General features: G+C 61.9%; 16 protein-coding genes. 5 read left to right on the top strand and 11 right to left on the bottom strand.

Annotation, left to right across the window (positions count from 1 at the left end):
- Window positions 1–8: 8 nt before the first annotated feature.
- Window positions 9–1,439, bottom strand: coding sequence for a YfcC family protein (locus ACGK9R_RS11775; RefSeq protein ID WP_394581465.1), 1,431 nt, complete (start codon window positions 1,437–1,439; stop codon window positions 9–11).
- Window positions 1,440–1,509: 70 nt separating this feature from the next.
- Between ACGK9R_RS11775 and ACGK9R_RS11770 the strand changes: the two genes are divergently transcribed.
- Window positions 1,510–2,475, top strand: a complete 966-nt coding sequence (locus ACGK9R_RS11770) for a LysR family transcriptional regulator (RefSeq protein WP_394581463.1) — start codon at window positions 1,510–1,512, stop codon at window positions 2,473–2,475.
- 114 nt (window positions 2,476–2,589) lie between these two features.
- On the opposite strand, the gene ACGK9R_RS11765 is transcribed toward ACGK9R_RS11770, so the two are convergent.
- From ACGK9R_RS11765 to ACGK9R_RS11740, 6 genes are all read right to left on the bottom strand, one after another.
- Window positions 2,590–4,101, bottom strand: a complete 1,512-nt coding sequence (locus tag ACGK9R_RS11765) for a YifB family Mg chelatase-like AAA ATPase (RefSeq protein WP_394581460.1) — start codon at window positions 4,099–4,101, stop codon at window positions 2,590–2,592.
- 93 nt (window positions 4,102–4,194) lie between these two features.
- Window positions 4,195–5,061: an ABC transporter substrate-binding protein gene (locus ACGK9R_RS11760; RefSeq protein ID WP_394581457.1), complete on the bottom strand. Its 867-nt coding sequence runs from the start codon at window positions 5,059–5,061 to the stop codon at window positions 4,195–4,197.
- Between the two features lie 114 nt (window positions 5,062–5,175).
- Window positions 5,176–7,278 (bottom strand): TonB-dependent siderophore receptor, encoded by a 2,103-nt coding sequence (locus tag ACGK9R_RS11755; protein WP_394581456.1) that lies wholly within the window; start codon window positions 7,276–7,278, stop codon window positions 5,176–5,178.
- 154 nt (window positions 7,279–7,432) lie between these two features.
- Window positions 7,433–8,371, bottom strand: coding sequence for an AraC family transcriptional regulator (locus ACGK9R_RS11750; protein WP_394581454.1), 939 nt, complete (start codon window positions 8,369–8,371; stop codon window positions 7,433–7,435).
- Between the two features lie 28 nt (window positions 8,372–8,399).
- Window positions 8,400–10,526 carry a TonB-dependent receptor gene (locus ACGK9R_RS11745; RefSeq protein WP_394581452.1) on the bottom strand — a complete coding sequence of 709 codons (2,127 nt, stop codon included), beginning with the start codon at window positions 10,524–10,526 and terminating at the stop codon, window positions 8,400–8,402.
- Window positions 10,527–10,710: 184 nt separating this feature from the next.
- Window positions 10,711–11,121 carry an accessory factor UbiK family protein gene (locus ACGK9R_RS11740; RefSeq protein WP_394581450.1) on the bottom strand — a complete coding sequence of 137 codons (411 nt, stop codon included), beginning with the start codon at window positions 11,119–11,121 and terminating at the stop codon, window positions 10,711–10,713.
- A 342-nt stretch (window positions 11,122–11,463) separates the two neighbouring features.
- Here ACGK9R_RS11740 and ACGK9R_RS11735 point away from each other — a divergent pair, with 342 nt between their 5' ends.
- The 3 genes from ACGK9R_RS11735 to glnK all read left to right on the top strand — a co-directional run bounded on the left by ACGK9R_RS11735 (window position 11,464) and on the right by glnK (window position 13,612).
- Complete coding sequence (locus ACGK9R_RS11735; RefSeq protein ID WP_394581448.1) at window positions 11,464–11,802, top strand: P-II family nitrogen regulator; 339 nt, start codon at window positions 11,464–11,466, stop codon at window positions 11,800–11,802.
- A gap of 57 nt (window positions 11,803–11,859) precedes the next feature.
- Window positions 11,860–13,107, top strand: coding sequence for an ammonium transporter (locus ACGK9R_RS11730; RefSeq protein WP_394581446.1), 1,248 nt, complete (start codon window positions 11,860–11,862; stop codon window positions 13,105–13,107).
- A gap of 166 nt (window positions 13,108–13,273) precedes the next feature.
- Window positions 13,274–13,612, top strand: a complete 339-nt coding sequence (glnK, locus tag ACGK9R_RS11725; protein WP_252108177.1) for a P-II family nitrogen regulator — start codon at window positions 13,274–13,276, stop codon at window positions 13,610–13,612.
- Window positions 13,613–13,823: 211 nt separating this feature from the next.
- On the opposite strand, the gene ACGK9R_RS11720 is transcribed toward glnK, so the two are convergent.
- Window positions 13,824–14,600, bottom strand: a complete 777-nt coding sequence (locus ACGK9R_RS11720; protein ID WP_394581443.1) for a ferredoxin--NADP reductase — start codon at window positions 14,598–14,600, stop codon at window positions 13,824–13,826.
- Window positions 14,601–14,763: 163 nt separating this feature from the next.
- On the opposite strand from ACGK9R_RS11720, the gene ACGK9R_RS11715 reads away from it, so the two are divergent.
- Window positions 14,764–15,690, top strand: a complete 927-nt coding sequence (locus tag ACGK9R_RS11715; RefSeq protein WP_394581441.1) for a LysR family transcriptional regulator — start codon at window positions 14,764–14,766, stop codon at window positions 15,688–15,690.
- A gap of 9 nt (window positions 15,691–15,699) precedes the next feature.
- Here ACGK9R_RS11715 and ACGK9R_RS11710 read toward each other — a convergent pair whose 3' ends face one another.
- From ACGK9R_RS11710 to ACGK9R_RS11700, 3 genes are all read right to left on the bottom strand, one after another.
- Window positions 15,700–17,619: a methyl-accepting chemotaxis protein gene (locus ACGK9R_RS11710; protein ID WP_394581440.1), complete on the bottom strand. Its 1,920-nt coding sequence runs from the start codon at window positions 17,617–17,619 to the stop codon at window positions 15,700–15,702.
- Between the two features lie 183 nt (window positions 17,620–17,802).
- On the bottom strand, window positions 17,803–19,905 hold the full coding sequence (locus ACGK9R_RS11705) for a methyl-accepting chemotaxis protein (RefSeq protein WP_394581438.1): 2,103 nt from the start codon (window positions 19,903–19,905) through the stop codon (window positions 17,803–17,805).
- A 111-nt stretch (window positions 19,906–20,016) separates the two neighbouring features.
- Window positions 20,017–21,933 carry a methyl-accepting chemotaxis protein gene (locus ACGK9R_RS11700; protein WP_394581436.1) on the bottom strand — a complete coding sequence of 639 codons (1,917 nt, stop codon included), beginning with the start codon at window positions 21,931–21,933 and terminating at the stop codon, window positions 20,017–20,019.
- Window positions 21,934–22,134 lie beyond the last annotated feature (201 nt).

The following is a 22,134-nucleotide window of genomic DNA, read 5'->3' as shown; positions in this document are numbered from 1 at the left end:
AAAGGCGATCAGCTATAAACCTGCAGGCTGATATAGAGAACTGCGAGCGAGAGGGCGCAGAGCAGCAGCCACAGCGGCAAGATGAACTTGGCCCACTGCCCCCAGCCGACCTGAGCGGCGGCCAAAAAGATCAGCAGGCCACTGGAGGTGGGCGTGATGATGTTGGTCAGGCCATTGCCGAGTAGAAAAGCCAGCACAGTGGTATGGGGATCAACGCCGGACAACTGACCCAGCGGACCGAGAATCGGCATGGTCACCGCTGCCTGGCCGGACGTAGAGGGGATCAAGACGTCAATGATGAGTTGAGAGACGAACATGCCGTAGGCCGCGAAACTCGCATTGTTGTCGCCGACCAGGCCTGCCAGCAGATAGACGATGGTATCCAGGACCTTGCCCTGTTCAAGAATCATCGCCACGGAGGTGGCCAGCGCAATCAATACGCCCGCAATCAGCACCTTTTTCATGCCATCGACAAAGGCGACCGCCGTTTCGCTCGGGCTAAGCCCCGCCAGTATCGCAAACACAATTCCCAGGGCCAGGTAGTAAGCGGAGAGATGCTCATATTTCCAGTGCCAGGTTTGCGAGGCATAGACGAGAAAGGCGACCCCCAGCGCCAGTACGCCAAGGATCAGCTTATGCCGGGTCGATAACACCAGAGACGTCGATAACGACTGAAGATCGAAGCTGTGGCCCTGCTTGCGAATGGCATTGAGCATGAACAGGACACCGACGGACATGAAGAGCACGAAGACGAATACTCGCATGCCCATTCCGCTGAAGACCGGAACCCCGACCAGGGGTTGAGCGATGGGCAAGGCATAAGGATTAGTGATCGAGGCGAGATAGCCCACCTTGACGGGAATCGCGACGATTGCCAGCCCCATCAAGCGGCTCATGCCTAAGCGCTCCACCATGGCAACCACCATGGGAATGACGAGCAAGTACTCTTTTGCCATGCCAAGAAAGGTACTGCCCATGGAAAAGACGATCATCATGGGAGGGATGAGCAGGTAGATATTGCCGCGGGTCACGGTCAGCATCCGCTCTAGCCCCGATTCGATGGCGCCCGAGCGATTGAGCACGCCAAACATGCCGCCGATGAAGAGCACCATGAAAATCATCCCCGCTCTTTCATCGATGGCGAGGGGAATGCTGAGCAGCGCGTCCATCAGGCCCACGGGACTGGCTTGTGCCGATGCGTCCGAAACGCCGAACAACTGCCAGGCCGAACGGCTTTTTTCGAGCACCTGGTAAGTGCCCGGGACAATGGACTTGCCCTCTCTTTCAAAAACACCGGAGTCGAAGATATAGGTCATAGCGACCGCGATCAGCACGATCGCCATGAGAATCACCGCCGGATGAAATCTCTCCTTACTTGATGTCTCTTTTTCGGTCTTGTGTGCGAATGAAGGAGAAACCTGGCTCTCATTGATAGGCATGATCTAGAACCTCAGTCGTTTTTGTTGGCGCTATGGGTGTGACCAGGTTCTAAAGTAAGAGAGCTCGTTGATGCCGCGCAACGCTATGAAGAATCGTGATAGGGGTATGCGCTTTTTGAAGGAAAACAACAAAAGCGAGGTAATAGTGAAGATTAAACAGTTGGAAGCCTTCAGGGCGATCATGCTGCTGGGTTCGACCAAGGCCGCCGCCGAACACTTGAACATGACACAATCCGCAGTCAGTCGTTTGTTGAGCCAGCTCGAGGAAGAGATTGGCCTGACGCTGTTCGTACGCAGTAAGGGTCGACTGTTTTCAAAGCCTGAAGCGACCCATCTGCTGTCGAACACGGCAAATGTTCTGGAGCAGGTAAGCGACTTGGCGGCCAAGGTTGATGATTTGAAACGGGGGCGATACAACCATCAATTGATCCGAGTGGCGGTGCCCTACACCCTGGCGATACATTTCATGCCACGCATCTTGAAAGAGTTTTCGCAGCTTTACCCCAATACCGTTGTCGAGATTCTTTCAGGCGATTATCAATACATCGCGAGGCTGGTGGAGAGCGGTGGCGCAGACTTTGGCTTCATCCGGCGAACAGGCCCGGTAAAGATGGAGTTCGAAAAAGTAGTCGAGTCGGGCTTCGTTTGTGTACTGCCGGAAAACCATGCTTTAGGAAAGAGTGAAGCGCTGACGTTATCTGGGTTGAAAAATCTTCCGATTATATTTACCGGACGACGCACGGCGCTGAGAGAGAGCGTGGAAAAAATGTTTCAGGCGTTGGGTGTCCGGCCTCGTATTGGTTACGAAGTTCACTCCGTGGGCGTTGCTTGTGAGCTTGTTCGCTATGGGTTGGGTATCTCGTTGGCCAGCGAACTCATCGTCAAGACCTATAACGAGAGCGGCCTTCACTTGGTATCGATTTTAGAGTTCGAGCCGCACGAATATGGTTTCGTGTATCGAGCCAACAAGGCCATATCGGATCTTGAGAGAAGACTCCTGATGCTGATGGGCGACGCTTTACTGAAAGTGGCCTGATCGATCTCTTGCTGGTCGTTGGTGAGCGGGGTGCTACGTCCATTAAACCTCGCTGTTAACCGATCAGATATACCGGCTGCCACACTACCCCTTGTTTGCCACCCTCCAGGGCGCCTACCCACCCTTGAGCAGTCGGTCCAGTTGCCGGTAGCCGATCGCCTCGATCAGGTGCGCCTGGGTGGGTTTGGGGGCGCCTTCCAGGTCACAAAGTGTGAGCGCCACGCGCAGCACGCGATGATAGGCCCGCGCCGAGAGCTTGAGTTTTTCCAGCACGCCGGCAAGCCAGGTGCGCTCTTCGTCGCTTAAATCGCAGGCGGCTTCCAGCGCTTTGCCGCTTAGCTGGCTGTTGAGCGCGCCTCTTTCCATCTGGCGCGCCCTTGCGGCCATCACGCGCGCGCGCACCGCCTCTGACGACTCGCCTTCGGTCTGGGCAGTAAGCTGCTCCGGCGGCAGCGCCGGGACTTCCACCTGAAGATCGATACGATCCAAAAGCGGCCCGGAAAGCCGCGCCTGGTAGCGTTGGATCTGGCTCGCCGTGCACTGGCAGCGGCTTCGCGGGTCGCCCAGGTGCCCGCAGGGGCAGGGGTTCATCGCGGCGACGAGCTGAAAGCGCGCCGGGTAGCGGCGCTCGTGGCTGGCGCGGGACAGGTGGATTTCGCCGGTTTCCAAAGGCTGGCGTAAGACTTCCAAAACGCTTCTGGAGAACTCCGGCAGCTCGTCGAGAAACAGTACGCCCATATGGGCCAAGGAAATTTCGCCAGGCTTGGGTTTCGAGCCGCCGCCCACCAGCGCGGCGGCGCTGGCGCTGTGGTGGGGTTGGCGAAACGGGCGCTGGCCCCAATCCGCCTCGAGCGCCAGCCCGCACACCGAGCGCACCGCGGCGACCTGCAGCGCGTCGTCTTCCGAAAGCGGCGGCAGAATGCCCGGCAGGCGGCTGGCGAGCATCGTCTTGCCGGTGCCAGGGGGGCCTGCCAACAAGAGGTTGTGGCCGCCGGCGGCGGCGACTTCCAGCGCCCGGCGCGCTTGGTGCTGACCGCGCACATCGGCCAGATCCGGCGCCGGGTTCTGCGCCTTCGGCGGGGCGGGCAGCTCGTGGGGATCGATACGCGTTTGGTCGAGCAGGTGAGCGACCACCTCCCAGAGCGTGGTCGCAGGCAGCACCGTCAGGCCATTGCCGGCAAGCGCCGCCTCATCGGCGCAGGCCGTGGGGACGATGAGCTGACGGCCGGTCACTTTCGTTGCCAGCGCAAAAGGGAGAATACCCGGCACCGGGCGCAGCTTGCCATCAAGGGCCAGCTCACCGGCGCACTCGACGTTGGCGAGCGCTTCTACCGGCAGCTGGCCGGAGGCGGCGAGTAAGCCGAGCGCAATGGGCAGATCGAAGCGCCCGCCCTCCTTGGGAAGATCGGCGGGCGCCAGGTTCAGCGTGATGCGGCGGGTATTGGGAAAATCAAAACCGGCGTTGACCAGCGCACTGCGCACCCGCTCGCGGCTCTCCTTCACCGCGGCTTCGGGAAGACCGACCAGCGTGAGCCCCGGCAAACCGTTGGCCAGGTGCACCTCGACCTGCACGGCGGGGGCGTCCAGCCCCACCCCGGCGCGCGTATTCACGATGGCAAGCGTCATCACCGTTCCCCCGTTGTTGGTCTAATTCTTCTTTTGACGAATTAAACCTGGCACAGTGGGCTCAGGTTGGGCAATGCGTCCGGTCAACGGGGTTCAGGAATCAATGGACGACGGTGCGTCGTTGAGTGCCTGCATCAACTCGCGGGCAAAGCGTTGGGCGGAGGGGAGTGCGCCGAAGCTCCACACGGGCGCCAGGCGAATTACGCGGTTCTCTTCGATGGCGGGCAGGCGCTGCCAGAGCCCGCTACGGGCCAGCTGATCTTCCACTCCGGCGGGGATCGGGTCGACGATCAAGAGCGTCGCGTCGGGAAAGCGCGCCAGCGCTTCGATGCCGGTGAGCGCAAAGCCCCAGGCGTTGGTATCCTCCTGCCAGGCGTTGTCGATGCCCAATCTTTCCAGCACGGCGTTGTAGAGGCTGTTGGCGCCGAACACCCGCACGTGGCGCGCGTCCATGAACTGGACCATCAGCAGCGGCGCGGTGGCGGGGGCCTGCTCGGCCAGGCGTGCCATCAGCGCTTCGGTTTCATCGATCAGCGCTGCCGCCTGGGCCTCTCGGTGAGTCTTTTCGCCCAGCTCGCGGGTGAAGCGCAGTATCTCCGGCCAGGTCTCTTCGCCCTGGGTGTAGAGCGCAAACGAAGTCACCGGCGCCAGGCGCGAAAGCTTCGACGTGAGCCCTTCGAACATCGGCGAAATCAGAAAGCCTTCCGGCGGGGCCTGGGCCATCAGCTCGAAGTTGGGCTGTTGGCGCAGGCCCAGATCAACCACCGAATCCGGAATGCGCGGCTCGCCGACCCAGTCATGGTAGGCGGGGATTTGCGCCACGCCTTCGATCGGCGCGTCGATGGCCAGCAGCGTCTCGGCGATGGTCCAGTCCAGCGTCGCCCACTGCGCTTGGGCACCGGTCGGCAGAAGGCAGGCGGCCAGCAGCAGGCCGCGGGCAAGAAGAGGGGAAAGGCGCATGCAGGGCGTCACTCGAGAAGTCAGCCGGTATTTAAACGATAATATTTATTGTTTGCAAACCCGAAACGGCGAACGCCCGAGCGCGATGGCCCGGGCGCCCGGCGTGGCGCTTGGTTAGAAGCGGTAGTGAACGCTTGCGGTCACGCTGCGCTCGGCGCCGAAGTAGCAATAGTCGAGCGAGTTACAGGTGGCGACGTACTCCTTGTCCAGCACGTTGTTGACGTTGAGCCGGCCCTCGACGCCGGGCGCGCCGAGTCGAGTGAAGTCGTAGCCCAGGCTCGCGTCCACCAGGGTGTAGTCGGGAACCTTTTCGGTGTTGGCACGATCGGCGGCGATATCGGCGTAGTGGCGAACGCCCAGCCCCATGTCGACGCCGCTTAGCCAGCCATCGGTCGGCGTGTAATGGCCCCAGGCCTGGATCTGATGGCGCGGCGCGTAGATGGCGTTGTTACCCTGATTGCCATCATCGCTTTTGGCGTAGGTGATATCGGTGAAGCTGTAGCCCGCTTGGAGTGTCAGGGTGTCGGTCAACCGAGTCTGCGCTTCGAGCTCGAGCCCCTGGGATTCGATCTCGCCCACGGCGCGGTAGGGGTCGGTGGGCTGCTCCTTGGTCGCCACGTTCTCCTGGCTGATATGGAACACGGCGGCGCTGAACTGGCTCTGGCTGCCTTCCGGCTGCACCTTGACGCCAGCCTCCCACTGCTCGCCCTCCATGGGGGCGAGCAGGTCGCCGCGTTCGTCGACGAAGCTGGTGGGTGTGAAGGCGGTGGAGTAGCTCACGTAGGGCGCCACGCCGTTGTCGAACAGATAGACCACCCCGGCGCGCCCGCTCGCCTGGGTGTCGCTGAGCGAGCTGGTATCTTGTGAGTCGCGGTTCACGTTGTCGATGTTCACCCAGTCGTAGCGCCCGCCCAGGGTGAAGCGCCAGTTATCCACCGCGATCTGATCCTGCAGATAAACCCCGGTCTGTTCGATCTCGTGGCGCTCGCGGGTGGGCGCGTAGAAGGTGATCTCATCGGGGGCGACGCCGTAGACCGGCTCGAAGGCGTTCAGCGGCGGAAAGGCGCCGGAGGGCCAGGAGACGTTGTTTTCGCGGTTCTGGTAGTCCACCCCGAACAGCAGCGTGTGCTCGACCGCTCCGGTATTCAGGCGGGCTTCGAGCTGGTTATCGACCGTCCAGGCCTCGAGGGATTCGTCCGCGCCGGAGTAGTAGCGGTTCAGTTCGTTGGACGTGGGCGAGGTCCAGCCGAAGCCGTAGGGCTGATTGAGCACCACGTCGGAATTCAGGTAGCGCAGCAGCTGGCGGGCGCTGACGTCATCGCTGAAGCGGTGCTCGAGTTCGTAGCCGAACATGCGCTGGGTACGCTCGTAGGCGTCGTAGTTCGGTTCGCCATCGAAGAAGGTATTGGGAATCTTGCGCCCGTTGCGCGGCACGACCGAGCCCTCGAAGGGCACGCCGGAGTGGTAGCCGCCTTCGGGTTCGTCCTGCAGGTAGGCCTCGAGCGTCAGGCTGGTGGCGTCGGTCATGTCCCAGGTCAGGCGCGGGGCGATGGCGTAGCGCTGCTCTTCGACGTGGTCGAACTGGGTATCGGCGGCGCTTGCGATGCCGGTCAGGCGAAACGCCAGGCGCTGCTGCTCCCCCAGCGGCCCGGTGAGATCGAAGGCGGCGCTGCGCTGATTGTTGGTGCCCACGCGAAAGCGCAGCTCGCCGCTTTGCTCGAATTCAGGTCGCTTGCTTTCGAGCGCCACCACCCCGCCCGGGGAGGCGCGCCCGTAAAGCACCGAGGCCGGGCCGCGCACGACTTCGATGCTTTCGAGAAACCAGGGGTCGATGCGCATGGTGCTGTGTGAATTGGCGTCGCCCATCAGCTTCAAACCATCGAGAAAGGTATTGCTCAGGCTGCCATCGGAGAAGCCGCGCAGCACCAGATAGTCGAAGCGGTTGGAGGCGCCCACCTGGTTGGTGTACACCCCCGGGGTATAGTCGGCGGCGCGCTGGACGGTATCGACACCGCGGCGCTTCATGTCTTCCTCGGTGATGCGGGACACGCTCTGCGGGGTTTCCAGAAAGGGCGTGACGACCTTGGTGGCGGCGCGCTGAGCGGTCACCGTCACGTTGGCAAGCTCGTCGGCCGAGGTCTGGGCAACGCCGTGAGCTGAAGCCAGCAGCAGAGCGGTGGCAATAGGGGCGAGGGTGAACGGGCGGATGGGCAGCATGACAAATCCTGAAATCGATCGCGTAAAGAGTATCACTGGATAATGAGAATTATTGCTCTTTATGTGCTGAGATAGGTATGCGAGGCGCCAGATTTGCTATGCGCGCTGTCATGTTTCGAGCAACAAGGGAACCTTTGCCGATCTTCTTACCGGGTCAGCGATGGGGAGGGCCGACGGTATGCGGCGTGACGCCAAAGGCGCGCTTGTACGCCGTGGCGAAGTTGGTCGCGTGCTTGAAGCCGCTGGCGTGGGCGGTTTGCTGAACGCTATAGCCCTGTTCAAGATAGCGCCGTGCCTGGTCCAGTCGGCAGCGTCGAATGTGGGTGAAGAGCGTGTAGCCGTAATGACGGCTGAATTTCTCGCGCAGGCTGCTGGCGCTCATGGCGGCGGCATCGGCCAGCTCCGCCAGGCGGTACTCCGCACCGGGATGACGACGAATACGTTCGTGAAGCGCGGCCAGGCAGGCGTGTTCGCGCTTTGAAACCCTGACCGGTCCGGCATCGTCGTTCTCGGGAAGGGCCGTGCCCAAAAGCTGAAGGGCGAGCCCCTGCCACGCCAGCCGCTGGCGCCAGGCGCTGGCGGGTTGGCGCGCCTGCTCGATCAGAAGGCGGTGCAGCGCCGCCGGTAGCGTCCAGACGTGAAGCGCCCCCGGCTGAGGCGGCGAGGGCAGCGCGAAGGGCTCGGTAGCCAGTACCGCGAGATTGACCGTTTGCAGATGCCGCTGCCTTGGCTGATACACGACGAGCGGCCGCGCGGTGCCCAGCGGTGCGCAGAACCCTTTCCCGGCGGTAAGATCATACTTCTGCTCGCCCAGCGTCAGCGATACCTCGCCATCGAGCACGACGCTGACGAACCAGGGCACGCTTTGGCAGGATGACGAGGTATAGCCGCGCTCGACCTCGAGCTCCGACAGCGTCAGGTGCAGCGAGTCGAACAGGCGCACATCCTGGACGCGGCCCCGAGCCACCGGCGTAGCGGCGGCCTCAGGAGTGGCGGCTCCCGGAGCGTCGTCGATGCGATAGCGAATACCGAACCGCTGGCCCAACTGCGCCAGGGTGTGCGGCGTAATGGCGCTCAGGGCGGCGCTTCGCATGACCTTGCCCTCCGAAACACACGCTGCATCAGTACTTGAGCGACCAGCCCAGCGTAAAAGTGCGCCCGCGGGCCTGGTAGTCGTACAGATACTCCGGGCCGTAAGTGGGTGAATAGAAGCCCACGGCGCGCTGACCCCAGGGCGTGGAGTACTGTTTATCGGTCAGGTTGCTGACACCCAGGCTCAGGGTGCCGAAATCCGTGGCCTGGCTTCCGATCAGATCAAAGGTGGTGAAGCCGTCGATGCGTTCGCCTTCGGCGTCCTCGTACTCGCGGGCGTGGCTGCCCTGAAGGCGAAGCGTGCGTGCGTCATCCTGCCAGGCCACGTGGGCAGTCAGGCTGTCCTGGGAGGGATAGGGCGAGACGGTGATGCCGCGATCCTGCCAGTCGCCGTCCACCTTCTGCTCGGAGGTGAGCGCGTGAAGCGTCGTGCCTACTTCCCAGTGGTTGCCGATGTAGCGCGTCAGCGAAGCCTCCAGCCCGTAGTCGCGGCGGTCGTCGTCGACCTGGGAAATGTTAAGATCCTGATCGAGTTCGATCGCGGTATCCGACCAGGCGTAGTAGGCCGCCGCCTGGGCCAGCCAGTCGCCGCCCTGATAGCGCCAGCCGAGTTCGACCTGACGGGTCTTGATGCCGTCGAGCGGATTGTCAGCGACGGTCTGGCCGGCGCGGCCGTAGTACTTCGACGGATCCGGCAGCTCGAAGCCTTCTGAATAGCCCAGCCAGCTCTGGTGACCGTTGTCGAAATCATAAAGGGCGCTGGCGTTGTAAAGGGTGACGTCGTAATCGCTCGAGCCGCCGGGCACACCGTTGAAGTCGTCGATATCGACATCCATGCGCTGGTGGCGCACGCCGCCGCTGAACTTGAGCTGCTCGGTGGCCCACCACTCGCCCTGGCTGAACAGCGAAAGGGTATCGACCTCGAAGCTCGGGTAGCGCGGGGTGACGCTATCGCGACGCTGAACGAGCCCGCCGCTGGCGTCGCTCGCCGCGCGGTCAAAGCGCATCTGCGAGGCATCGAACGACTCACGGTCGATATCCGCGCCGTAGCTCAGGTTGACGCTATCGGTCAGGTCCGCCGAGAAAAGCCCCTTCAAACCGCTCAGCGTGGTGTTCTGCTGAGAGGCGGCAAAGTAGTAGCCTCCCCCCTGGGCGCGGTAGGGGAAGGGGTGGAAGCTCGACTCCTCCTCGCGGTGAAACGCCTGCAGGTAGAAATCCTGATTGAGCAGATCGGCGTGGTGGTAGCTGGCGCTGATCATCTTGCGGTCGGTGCGCGGCTCGCGGTCGGCGGTAAAGCCGCTACGAATATCGGCGTTGTCCAGGTTCGGCGCGGCGGCGGCGATGTTCGGGTAGAAAACGCCGCGGTCGTTCTCCTTGCCGGAGTCGTAGAGCTGGCCGGTGAGCTGGAGCGTCTGCTCGTCGGTGAGCTCGATGTTCAGGTTGCCGAGTATGTCGAGGCTGCGGTTGCCCTGCAGGTCGCTCTGGGCGATATCGGGGAAGATCTCGTCGCCGCTGGCGTCGTACTGGCGGCCGTTTTCGTTGAGCGAGACACCGATGCGCCCGTATACGGTATCGCTTCCACCGCTGGCGGACTGGGAGAGCCGCCGGTCCAGATCGTGGCTGCTGTTGAAGCCGGTGGTCACACTCGCCTGGGTTTCGAACCGGGGGCGGCCGGGCTTGCCCTGCCTGGTGATGATGTTGATCAGCCCGCCGGTGGCGCCGCCGCCGTAGAGGCTGGTGGTACCCGAGAGCACTTCGACACGCGCGATGTTGAACGGGTCGATGGCATCGAACTGGCGCGATAGCCCCCGCGAATTATTCAGCGAGACGCCGTCGATGAGCACCTGCACGCTGCGCCCGCGCATATTTTGCCCCGCATTGGTGCGCCCTTGGGGGCCAAAATCGAGCCCCGGCACCAGCCGGCCCAGCGCCGTTTTCAAATCGCTGCCCGCATTGATCTGCTGGGTGAGCTCCTCGCCTTCGACCACGTGCACCGCGCCGGGAATCTGGCTGATTTGGGTGGGCGTGCGCGAGCCGACCACGACCAGGGTGTCCTGGTCGACCTGAGCCGCGTCGTTGGGCTGGGATTGTGCAAGCGATAGCAGAGGGAAAGCGCCGCTCAGAAAAGCGGCGCTCAATAATACAGGGCGTGTCATGGGTGATCCCGAATCCGGTTGTTATTGAATCAAACGCCAATGGGTGGCGTTGAGAAAAGCAATGATAGTTTTTCTCATTTGTTGATTCAATCGAAGATCACCCGGGCAGGTTTTCAAGCGTGCCGCGCGGCCAAAAAAGCCTTGCACGGCGCGTTGAATGTCAACGCGTTCCAGCGCGTGGTGACTACTCGCCCAGGTCGTCGACCGAGCCCGTGGCATCCTTCGAATCTGCGCCGCTTTTGGTCGCCTTGGTAGTCGCGGCGCGCGGCTTGGGCGTCTTTTTGGCCGGCTCTTTCGGTGTTGGGGTGGTTTGCGCTTCGGCTTCCAGGGGCGTGGTCGGGTCGGCCTGGCTTGCGTCGATCGAGGCCTCCAGCTTCGCCACCTGGCGCTCCAGCGCTTCGACCCGGGACCGGGTGCGCTGGAGGACATCCATCAGAATGTCGAAATCCTCGCGAGAGACCAGCTCCATGCGATCAAACGCGCCGCGCATGACCTGCTGCACGCCTTTTTGAATGTCCTCCGGCGCGTGCGAGGCGTTTTGCAAACGATCGCCAATCTGTTGGGCGAGGCGGCTGATGCGGTCTTGGGTCGCCATGACTCTCTCCTGATAGGAACGCATAAATGTGAACGGCTCTGGCGTAAGGATACGCAACGAATGCTCAATGCGCATGTTTCCGGATCGTTCGTTAGCGCTTTTTACGGTTCTCGATGACGCTGCATCAAAACAATGCAAGTCGATTTTTGATTCGCACTTTAACAGTGCGGTGAGCTTTCACTGCACCGTGATGGCGCGTAATCGTTAGAGCCATGCCTTGAATATGTAAGCTTAAGGTAATGATTTTTTAACTAATTTTAATCACTGGCACGGTATGCGCATTATCGAGGCATTGCATCATTTTCGGCGGCGCGCCGCTATCCATCAGCAGGGAGATCCGGGATGAAACTCATCACCGCTATCATCAAGCCGTTCAAGCTCGACGATGTCCGTGAAGCACTGGCGGACAACGGCGTGCAGGGAATCACGGTTACCGAGGTCAAGGGTTTTGGCCGCCAGAAAGGGCACACCGAACTCTACCGCGGCGCCGAGTACGTGGTCGATTTTCTGCCCAAGGTGAAGGTGGAAGTCGCGGTGGACGATTCGCGCCTGGACAGCGTGCTCGATGCCATCTGTAGTGCGGCGAACAGCGGCAAGATCGGCGACGGCAAGGTGTTCGTCACGCCACTCGAGGACGTCATCCGTATTCGTACCGGCGAGCGCGGCGCCGACGCCGTTTAATCGGTGGCGATGCGTTTTTGGGCTCGATATAACATTTAAGTACATGGGGAACGATTCATGAACGAGGTAACCGATCTGAGCTACGCGCTCGATACCTTCTACTTTTTGATTTGCGGGGCGCTGGTCATGTGGATGGCCGCCGGCTTCTCGATGCTCGAGGCGGGCATGGTGCGCGGGAAGAACACCGCGGAAATTCTGACCAAGAACATCTCGCTGTTCGCTATTGCCTGCACCATGTATCTGCTGGTGGGTTACTACATCATGTACTCAAGCTCCGAAGGCGGCTTTTTGCCGAGCCTGGGCTTTCTGATCGGGGCGGAAAACAGCGTGGAGGCGGCGCTGGGCGGCGGTGAAGACGCGCCTTATTACGCCATGCGTGCCGACTTCTTCTTCCAGGTGGTGTTCGTGGCGACCGCCATGTCGATCGTTTCGGGTGCCGTGGCCGAGCGCATGAAGCTCTGGGCATTTCTGGCCTTCGCCGTGGTGATGACCGGCTTCATCTACCCGGTATCCGGCTACTGGACCTGGGGCGGCGGCTGGCTGGATGCAGTCGGCTACTCCGACTACGCCGGTTCCGGCATCGTACATATGGCCGGTGCGGCCGCTGCACTCGCTGGCGTGCTGATCCTCGGCCCGCGTAAGGGCAAGTACGGCAAGGACGGCGCTATCCACGCCATTCCCGGCGCGAACATGCCGCTGGCAACGCTCGGTACCTTCATCCTGTGGATGGGCTGGTTCGGCTTCAACGGCGGCTCCGAACTCAAACTGTCCGACGTGGCCTCGGCCAACAACGTCGCCCAGGTGTTCGTCAACACCAACGCCGCCGCCGCCGCCGGTGTCATCGCCGCGCTGGTATTGGCCAAGCTGTGGTTCCGCAAAGCGGATTTGACCATGGCGCTCAACGGCGCGCTGGCCGGGCTCGTCGCTATTACCGCTGATCCGCTTTCGCCCACCGCGCTGGGTGCGGCGATCATTGGCGCCATCGGTGGGGTGATCGTGGTCGCGGCCATCGTCACGCTGGACAAGCTGAAGCTCGATGACCCGGTGGGTGCGATTTCGGTGCACGGTGTCGTGGGTATCTGGGGCGTGCTGGCCGTACCGTTCACCAACGGCGATGCCTCCTTCGGCGCGCAGCTGATCGGTATCGCGGGCATCTTCGTCTGGGTCTTCGCAGCGAGCCTGGTGGTCTGGCTGGTGCTGAAAGCCATCATGGGCATCCGCGTCAGCGAAGAGGAAGAGTACGAAGGCGTGGATATCGCCGAGTGCGGCCTCGAGGCTTACCCGGAGTTCAGCGTCAAGAAGTAAGCCGTTTTACAGATTAATGACAAGACGATGTCCGTTTCTTCATGGCCTCCCTCCAGGGAGGCTTTTTATTCTCTGGCGTTCGCGGTGTATGCTGATGGCAGGGGGCGAAGACGCGAACGCGATGTCGCCCGACCCATAATCGGCCACCCAGCGAGAGGATGTCACCATGAAGCTCATATCAGCCATTATCAAGCCGTTCAAGCTTGATGACGTACGCGAATCGCTCTCGGATATCGGTGTACAAGGGATTACCGTGACGGAAGTAAAGGGCTTTGGCCGACAGAAGGGGCACACCGAGCTCTACCGCGGCGCCGAGTACGTGGTCGACTTTCTGCCCAAGGTGAAGCTCGAAGTGGCCGTGGATGACGAGCTGGTCGAGCAGGTGATCGAAGCGATCACCCAGGTTGCCAACACCGGCAAGATCGGCGACGGCAAGATCTTCGTCATGCCGCTTGAGCAGGTGATCCGTATCCGCACCGGCGAAACCGGTAAGGATGCGGTTTAAGTGTGTGAAGGGTAAGTCGTGAATCGTGAGTAGTAAAAAACCCCTGCGGAGTATCTCCGGCAGGGGTTTTTGTTTGCAGCGCGATAAAGGTAGCGCCTAGCATCCTGATTCACGATTCACGATTCACGATTCACGATTCACGATTCACGATTCACGATTCACGATTCACGATTCACGATTCACGATTCACGATTCACGATTCACGAAAAACTCACTTCTCGACGAAGGCGCGTTCGATCACGTAGTCGCCGGGCTCGCCCATACGCGGCGAGATGTTCATGCCGAGTTCGTCGAGCAGGGCGCTGGTGTCGTCGAGCATTGCCGGGCTTCCGCAGATCATGGCGCGGTCCTGGCGCGGGTCGATGGGCGGAAGGCCCGTATCTTCGAAGATCTTGCCGCTCTTGATGTGGTCGGTCAGCCGGCCCATGGTGTGGAACTCTTCGCGGGTGACCGTCGGGTAGTAGACGAGCTTCTCGGCGATCTCTTCGCCCAGGTACTCGTGAGCGGGGAGCTCTTTCGTGATGAAGTCGGCGTAGGCCAGCTCGGACACTTCGCGCACGCCGTGTACCAGCACGACTTTCTCGTAGCGCTCGTACACTTCCGGATCCTGAATCAGGCTCATGAAGGGGGCAAGGCCCGTGCCGGTGGAGAGCATGTATAGGTTACGCCCGGGCAGCAGATCGTCACACACCAGTGTGCCGGTGGGCTTGCGGCTGACCATGATCTGATCGCCGACTTTCAGGTGCTGCAGGCGCGAGGTGAGCGGGCCGTCCGGCACCTTGATGCTGAAGAACTCAAGGTGATCCTCGTAGTTGGGGCTGGCGATCGAGTAGGCACGCATCAGGGGCTTGCCGTTGACTTCCAGGCCGATCATCACGAACTGGCCGGTCTTGAAACGCAGGCTGCGCTCGCGGGTGGTACGAAAGCTGAACAGCGTGTCGTTCCAGTGGTGAACGCTCAGCACTTCTTCGAGGGCAAACTTGCTCATGACGACTCCTTGATTCATGAAGGTGAACCCCGTTCGCATTCAATATTCTCTAAAGGAATAAAAAGCGATGGGTAATGTTGCCGTGAAGTCTAATGGGTGGGCGTATATCTGTTAAGTCAATTATACTGATAAACAATATCTGCAAAATCGATATAGGTGAGCCATGCACTACACCCTGCGCCAGCTCGAAGTCTTTGTGGCAGTTGCCCAGCACGAAAGCGTCTCCCGGGCGGCGCGCTCGCTCGCCATGTCGCAATCCGCGACCAGCACCGCACTGACCGAGCTCGAGCGTCAGTTCGATTGCCAGCTTTTGGATCGCCTGGGCAAACGCTTGAAGCTCAACGCGCTGGGGTTTCAGCTGCTGCCCAAGGCGGTGGCGCTGCTGGATCGCGCCGAAGAGGTCGAAGAGCTTCTGCGCGGGCAGAAGGGGGTGGGGGCGCTCGAGGTCGGCGCCACGCTGACCATTGGCAACTACCTGGCCACGCTTCTGATCAGCGACTTCATGCAGCGCTATCCCGGTAGCCGGGTGCGGCTTGCCGTGCGCAATACGCGCCACATCATCGAAGGCGTGCGCCAGCACTCGCTGGACCTGGGGTTGATCGAAGGTCAGTGTGACGACGAGATGATCATCAGCCAACCCTGGGTCGAGGATGAACTGTGCGTGTTCTGCTCACCGCGCCATCCGCTTGCCGGGCGGGAACATCTCGAACTCGAGGAGCTTCTGCGCGAGGACTGGATCATGCGCGAGGAGGGCTCCGGCACGCGTATGACCCTCGAGCACGCCGCCCGCCACCGCCGCAGCCGCTTCAACACGCTGCTGGAGCTCGAGCATACCGAGGGCATCAAGCGCGCGGTGGAGTCAGGGCTCGGCATCGGCTGTGTTTCGAAACTGGCGCTGCGCGACGCTTTCCGGCGCGGGAGTCTCGTTGCACTCCCTACGCCGGAGCTGGATCTCAAGCGCCAGTTCACCTTCATCTGGCACCGCCACAAGTACCTGACCACCGGCGTGCGCGAGTTTCTGCGGCTGTGCCGCGAAATGACCGCCGGCGCCAGCAAGAGCGACGATATCGCGCTGCCGCCGGTGCCGTAATGATGCGCTCTAGAACTCGTCCCACTCGTCCTGAACCGCGGAGGCCATGGCCGGGCGCGGCTTCGAAGAGGCGAGCTGCGGTGGCTTCGCCGGTGCGGCGATGGGCGTAAGAGCGTGCATCGGTGATCCGGTGCTTGAGACCTTGAAACTGCCGATGATCCGCGCCAGCTGCCCGGACTGCTCCTTCAACTGCTCGGCGGCGGTGGTGGACTCCTCGACCAGTGCGGCGTTCTCCTGGGTCATGCGGTCCAGGTCCGCTACCGCGATGTTGACCTGATTGATGCCGTCGCTCTGCTCGCCGGTCGCCGCCTTGATCTCGCCGAGCACGTCGTTGACGCGGGCGATGTGGGTGACGATATCGTTCATGGTGTCGCCAGCGCTTCGCACCAGCTCGGTGCCGCTGTTGACCTTGCCCTGGGAGTCCTCGATCAGCTTTTGAATGTCGTTGGCCGCGTCGCTGCTGCGCCGCGCCAGAGTACGCACCTCTTCGGCCACCACGGCGAAGCCGCGGCCGTGCTCACCGGCCCGGGCGGCTTCCACCGAGGCGTTGAGCGCCAGCAGGTTGGTCTGAAACGAGATGCTGTTCATCAGGGTGACGATCTCGCCGATCTTCTCGGAGGCCTGGGTGATGTCCGCCATGGTGGTCACGACGTTTTCCATCACCTGACCGCCCTGGCCCGCCACGTGAGAGGCACTCTGCGATAGCTTGCTCGCCTGCTGAGCAGAGGCGGCGGTCTGCTGCACGGTGCTGGTGATCTGCTCGATGGACGCGGAAGTCTGCTGGAGGCTCGCGGCGGTGTTGTCGGTGCGCCGGGAAAGATCCTGGCCGCCGGAAGCGATCTCGTTGGCGGCGTGGTGCACCGCGTCGCTGCTGGCGCGTACGTTGATCAGCACGTGCTCCATCTTGTCGACGAAGCGGTTGAAGGCCGAGCTGATCTGGGCGACCTCGTCCTTGCCGGCTACGGTTAGCCGCCGGGTCAGATCACCCTCGCCAGAGGCGATATCGTTCAGGGCATCGCGGGCGCGCTCGAGGCCGGCCAATGTGCGTTTGAGCCACAGCCCCAGCAGCAGCGCGGTTATAGCGACGACTACGGCAAGCGTGAACAGCGCGGAGTGTAGAAGGAGCCGCAACCCGCTCGTGGCTTCATGCTCGTCCAGGACTACTCCGAGTTCCCAGTCGGTGCCGGTGATCGGCGTGACCGTCAGGCGTTTGAGATGGCTATCGACCTCCAGCGGTGTCCAGGTGCCGGGGTTGGCGCCCAGCCGCTTGAGTTCCTCTGTGGTCAGACCCTGGCCCATCTGCTGGATCGGCTCGAGCGTCAACGACTTATCGGGATGCGCGATCACCGTTTCGCCTCGAGCGCTCAAGAAGGCAAAGCTCGACGGTGTGGGCTGGATGGCGTTGACGTGCTGGATGAGACTGTCGATCGTCACATCGCCGCCAATGACGCCGAGCAGGCGCTGGTTGCGCTTGACCGGCATGGCGAAGGTGACCACCAGACGTCCGGTGGCGTCATCGATATAGGGGAGAGAAATGATCAAGCCATCCTCGGCGGTCGCATCCTGATACCAGTCGCGCGTGCGAGGATCGTATCCCTCGGACACCGGCGTAGTAGAAAGATGGCGCCCATCGGCCTGACCGAAGAAGGCCGCCAGAAAACCGCCGGACTCTTCAAGCTGTGTCAGGGTAGTCAGTGAGGGCTCCTCGCTTACGCGGCGGCTGGCGGCCTCCAGCATCGAAGTGCGGGCCGCCGCCCACTCCTCCAGTATCCCCGCGTTGCCTTGGGAGATGGAGGCCAGCTGCTGGGTAATCTGACGGTCGTTATGAGTCTTGAGGGTGAAATAGCTGACGGTAGCGTTGATCGCCAAGGCCAGCATGATCGTCGCCAGAACGGCGACGATGATACGGTTACGTAGTGAAGACAGCATGAGGGCTCTCAGGGTTAAACGAGCAGGGGTGCGATGACCGCTCCTCGCGCAGGTGGTTTGGCGTTTAGCTATCGGCGAAACCGCCTACTTCTTTAGTCTAATTCCGGGAGATTCATCGCCGCTGCGCTTGCTGGTGGTGTATCTCCTTGCCATGAAAGAAAAGCTTCTTGATAGGCGCTGGTTTCAAAGAGAGGTCGGAGTCGGCAGCGAGCGTGTCGTCGTGACCGGACTCGCTTCCAGCGTGAACCCTCCCACCAGCTCGGCTAGACGCTCGGCCTGCTCCTTGAGCTGTTCGGCAGCCGTCGTGGATTCCTCGACAAGGGCCGCATTCTGTTGGGTCATCTGATCCATGTCACTGACCGCGATGCTCACCTGACCGATGCCGTCGTTCTGCTCGCTGGCGGCGGTGCTGATGTCACCGAGCATCTGGCTGACCCGGGTAACGCTATCGGCCAGATCGTGCATGGCGCGCTCGGCGTCGTGCACCAGTTGGGTGCCGCTTTTGACCTGCTCGGTCGAGGCGCTGATGCGCTGGCGAATGTCCGCCGCGGCGTCGCTACTGCGCGATGCCAGCATGCGCACCTCCTGGGCGACCACGGCGAATCCACGGCCGTGCTCGCCCGCCCGCGCCGCCTCGACCGAGGCGTTGAGCGCCAGCAGGTTGGTCTGAAAGGCGATACCGTCGATCACCTTGACGATGCTCTGAATCTCGTCGGAGGTGGCGCGAATGTCGTCCATGGTCGTCACCACCTGCTCGAAGGCGGCGTTGGTGTGAGCCGCAAGCTGCGAGGCGGTCTGGGAGAGCTCGCTGGCCTCCCGCGAGGCGCCGGTGGTGTGGCCCACGGTACTGCTGATCTCTTCCATCGCCGACGAGGTCTGCTGGAGGCTCGCGGCGGCCTGATCGGTGCGCCGGGAGAGATCCTGCCCGCCCTGGGTAATCTCGCTGGCAGCGTGATGGACGGACTCGCTGCTGGCGCGTACGTCGATCAGCACGTCGTGGATCTTCTCGGCGAATGCATTGAATTGGGTGGCAAGCTCGGCGCTTTCGTCACGCCCGCGTACCGGCAGGCGCTGGGTCAGGTCCCCCTCGCCAGAGGCGATGTCGCGCATGCGGTCGGCCAAGCGACGCAAGGGGCGGGCGATACGTCCGCTGATCCACCACAGCGCCAACATGCCGACGATGGCCAACAGCGCGCCCACCAGCGCCATGCCCAAGGTGGTCTGGTTACGCTGATCGCCTAGCAGATCCTGAAGCGCGTTGATATTGGCGAACACCACCTCTTCAGGCAGTTGCAATACCAATACCCAAGGAACCCGTGTCTCGCCGATACGTACCACTCGGTAGCGATGGATCAAGCCATCATGAGTATCGCCTTCGAAATCGACTTGATTGGTCACTCGAGCGATGCCTTCGATGACGTCATTCGATAGCACGTTGCGTGCGGACTGGCCCAGGGTTTCGGCATGGGCGGTATCGGCGACCAAACCGCCCTGACCGGCGACCAGCATCATGCGACCAGCGCCGTTGTACAAAGACTGGTTGGCTTCGTCGAGCATTTGCTGGATAAAACTGAGCGCGAGATCGACCCCGGCGACACCGCGGAACGCGCCGTCGACCAGAATGGGAGCGTTGAAGGAAGTCACTAGCAGCGACTCGCCGTTGTAGTCGTAAATAGCGGGGTCGATGATGCAGGGGGCAAGGGTTTCTTTAGGACAGAGATAGTACTCGCCTTCACGGATACCGTTGGCCATCTCGGTCTGACTATCCATGGTTTCGCCCAGAGGTAGCACCGAAAGCTCACCCTCGTCGGTGCGATACCACCAAGGCATGAACCGCCCGCTGCCGTCATGGCCGTAGCGCTGTTCGCCACTAAAACGCGTATCGTCACCGAAGGCGTCGGGTTCCCAGCCGATGAAGGCATCCAGCAGCGCCGGATTGTCGGCCACGGTTTGGCGAACGATATTGGAGAGCTGGCGACGGCTCAGGTAGACCGCCTGGCGTCCCTCCTCGTCGGTGATGCCTATCAGTGAATTGACGCGGGCCAACTGCTCGGCAATCTGCAGGGCACTTTCGAGCTTGCTTTGGATACGTGCGCCTGCGGCATCGGTGAGGGCATTCAGGCGTGCGTCGACCGCCGCGGCTGCCTGTTCTCGCGTATGTTGATCGACGGTGGCCGAAGTGCGGTCGGTAGCCATCAGGCTATAGATGGTCAGTGCGGCCACGATGGCCAGCAGACAGGGGCTTGCCAAGGCAAGCATATAGGTTCTCAAGGAGCCAAACTGCATATGATTCTCGGGTGTTGAAGAGGGGAGTCAAGACGTGCGGTGCAGGGAAAAGGATGCCCCGGGGAAGCGCGATCCCCGGGGCCTGACTCGGTCGTGGAGAGGACGATGGCGCTAGAACTCCTCCCAGTCGCCATGGTTGGACATCACCAGAGCCGGGTGGGGCGTTGTGGCGGGAAGCGCCGACGCCCGGGCGGGTGGTGCAACCGGAGCCGGGATGTGACCGGCACTCGACACCTTGAAGCTACCAATGATCCGCGCAAGCTGCCCGGACTGCTCCTTCAACTGCTCGGCGGCGGTGGTGGACTCCTCGACCAGTGCGGCGTTCTCCTGGGTCATGCGGTCCAGGTCCGCTACCGCGATGTTGACCTGATTGATGCCGTCGCTCTGCTCGCCGGTCGCGGCCTCGATCTCGCCGAGCACGTCGTTGACGCGGGCGATGTGGGTGACGATATCGTTCATGGTGTCGCCGGCGCTTCGCACCAGCTCGGTGCCGCTGTTGACCTTGCCCTGGGAGTCCTCGATCAGCTTTTGAATGTCGTTGGCCGCGTCGCTGCTGCGTCGCGCCAGAGTACGCACCTCTTCGGCCACCACGGCGAAGCCGCGGCCGTGCTCACCGGCCCGGGCGGCTTCCACCGAGGCGTTGAGCGCCAGCAGGTTGGTCTGAAACGAGATGCTGTTCATCAGGGTGACGATCTCGCCGATCTTCTCGGAGGCCTGGGTGATGTCCGCCATGGTGGTCACGACGTTTTCCATCACCTGGCCGCCCTGGCCCGCCACGTGAGAGGCGCTCTGCGAGAGCTTGCTCGCCTGCTGAGCGGAAGTGGCGGTCTGCTGCACGGTGCTGGTGATCTGCTCGATGGACGCGGAAGTCTGCTGGAGGCTCGCGGCGGTGTTGTCGGTGCGCCGGGAAAGGTCCTGACCGCCGGAAGCGATCTCGTTGGCGGCATGGTGCACCGCGTCGCTGCTGGCGCGTACGTCGATCAGCACGTGCTCCATCTTGTCGACGAAGCGGTTGAAGGCCGAGCTGATCTGGGCGACCTCGTCCTTGCCGGCTACCGTTAGCCGCCGGGTCAGATCACCCTCGCCAGAGGCGATATCGTCGAGGGCATCGCGGGCGCGCTCGAGGCCTGAAAGGGTGCGCTTGAGCCAGATACCAATCGCGACCGCGGTGATGGCAATTACGATCAGCAGGGTGATCAGCGCCGACTTGATGATGGCGCGCAGGCCGGCGGTGGCCTCGTACTCGTCGAGCGCCACCCCCAGATCCCAGTCTGTGCCAGCGATGGGGGTGACGGCCAAACGTTTGGCTTCACCGTCCACCTCGATAGTTTCCCAAGCGTTGGGATTCGCGCTCAACCGGTTGAGGGTGGCGGGGATCAGCGCCGCACTGATGCGCTCGAGTGGCTCGAGAGAAAGTGCGTTATCCGGGTGGGCGATGATCGTCTCGGCATTGCTGCTCAGAAAAGCGAAGCTTGCCGGGGTGGGCTGAATCGAATTGACCTGTTCGACCAGTTGGTTGATGGTCGCACTACCGCCCACGACGCCATAAAAACGGCCATTTTGCTCGATCGGGGTAGCGATCGTGACTACCAGGTTGCCGCTTTCGGCATCCCGGTAGGGCTCTGAGACGATGGTGCCTTTCTGGGCAACGGCGCTCTGGTACCACCCACGCTCACGGGCATCATAGTCGGCATCCGGTATCCAGCCATCCGAGGCGACCAGGCCGCCGTCGGGAAGCCCGAGATTGGCGGACGAAAAGCCGCCGGAGTCGGCAAGCTGAACAAGCGACGCTGCAGGGTCACCACTGATCATGTGAACGCGCGCCGCCTCGACCATGGAAATACGGGCCGCGACCCACTCCTCGATAGCCAGAGCGTTGCTTTGGGACAGCGATACGAGATTCTGAGCCACCTGGCGGTCATTGTGCGTTTGCAGGGTCTTGTAACTGATTCCGGCGTTGATGAGTAGCGCCAGGGTGATGACAACGAGCGTCATCAGGGTAATGCGTGCGCGTAGAGAGGCGAGCATGGGCGGGTGGTGTTCCTTCTAACGTTCATGAAAAGCGAAAGCGCGAGGTGCGCAGTAGTCGCTTCATTTATCGGCTCGGAACGACACGACTTTAAGGGTTCGCCGCTTCTCAAGGAGAATGAGTACGAAGGCGCTTCAGGGCAGAGAGAAGAGGGGAAAGGCCGAGAGTGGAGGGCAAAAGCGGCTGAAACGCGGCGGGAG

The organism is Halomonas sp. HNIBRBA4712 (assembly GCF_043558675.1).
Classification (GTDB): Bacteria; Pseudomonadota; Gammaproteobacteria; order Pseudomonadales; family Halomonadaceae; genus Vreelandella.
This window is presented reverse-complemented; position numbering and strand designations above follow the sequence as displayed.

Excerpts from the sequence above, each read along its gene's own strand:
- ACGK9R_RS11775 (WP_394581465.1), bottom strand. The coding sequence starts at position 1,439 with ATGCCTATCAATGAGAGCCAGGTTTCTCCTTCATTCGCACACAAGACC.
- ACGK9R_RS11770 (WP_394581463.1), top strand. The coding sequence starts at position 1,510 with ATGCCGCGCAACGCTATGAAGAATCGTGATAGGGGTATGCGCTTTTTG.
- ACGK9R_RS11765 (WP_394581460.1), bottom strand. The coding sequence starts at position 4,101 with ATGACGCTTGCCATCGTGAATACGCGCGCCGGGGTGGGGCTGGACGCC.
- ACGK9R_RS11760 (WP_394581457.1), bottom strand. The coding sequence starts at position 5,061 with ATGCGCCTTTCCCCTCTTCTTGCCCGCGGCCTGCTGCTGGCCGCCTGC.
- ACGK9R_RS11755 (WP_394581456.1), bottom strand. The coding sequence starts at position 7,278 with ATGCTGCCCATCCGCCCGTTCACCCTCGCCCCTATTGCCACCGCTCTG.
- ACGK9R_RS11750 (WP_394581454.1), bottom strand. The coding sequence starts at position 8,371 with ATGCGAAGCGCCGCCCTGAGCGCCATTACGCCGCACACCCTGGCGCAG.
- ACGK9R_RS11745 (WP_394581452.1), bottom strand. The coding sequence starts at position 10,526 with ATGACACGCCCTGTATTATTGAGCGCCGCTTTTCTGAGCGGCGCTTTC.
- ACGK9R_RS11740 (WP_394581450.1), bottom strand. The coding sequence starts at position 11,121 with ATGGCGACCCAAGACCGCATCAGCCGCCTCGCCCAACAGATTGGCGAT.
- ACGK9R_RS11735 (WP_394581448.1), top strand. The coding sequence starts at position 11,464 with ATGAAACTCATCACCGCTATCATCAAGCCGTTCAAGCTCGACGATGTC.
- ACGK9R_RS11730 (WP_394581446.1), top strand. The coding sequence starts at position 11,860 with ATGAACGAGGTAACCGATCTGAGCTACGCGCTCGATACCTTCTACTTT.
- glnK (WP_252108177.1), top strand. The coding sequence starts at position 13,274 with ATGAAGCTCATATCAGCCATTATCAAGCCGTTCAAGCTTGATGACGTA.
- ACGK9R_RS11720 (WP_394581443.1), bottom strand. The coding sequence starts at position 14,600 with ATGAGCAAGTTTGCCCTCGAAGAAGTGCTGAGCGTTCACCACTGGAAC.
- ACGK9R_RS11715 (WP_394581441.1), top strand. The coding sequence starts at position 14,764 with ATGCACTACACCCTGCGCCAGCTCGAAGTCTTTGTGGCAGTTGCCCAG.
- ACGK9R_RS11710 (WP_394581440.1), bottom strand. The coding sequence starts at position 17,619 with ATGCTGTCTTCACTACGTAACCGTATCATCGTCGCCGTTCTGGCGACG.
- ACGK9R_RS11705 (WP_394581438.1), bottom strand. The coding sequence starts at position 19,905 with ATGCAGTTTGGCTCCTTGAGAACCTATATGCTTGCCTTGGCAAGCCCC.
- ACGK9R_RS11700 (WP_394581436.1), bottom strand. The coding sequence starts at position 21,933 with ATGCTCGCCTCTCTACGCGCACGCATTACCCTGATGACGCTCGTTGTC.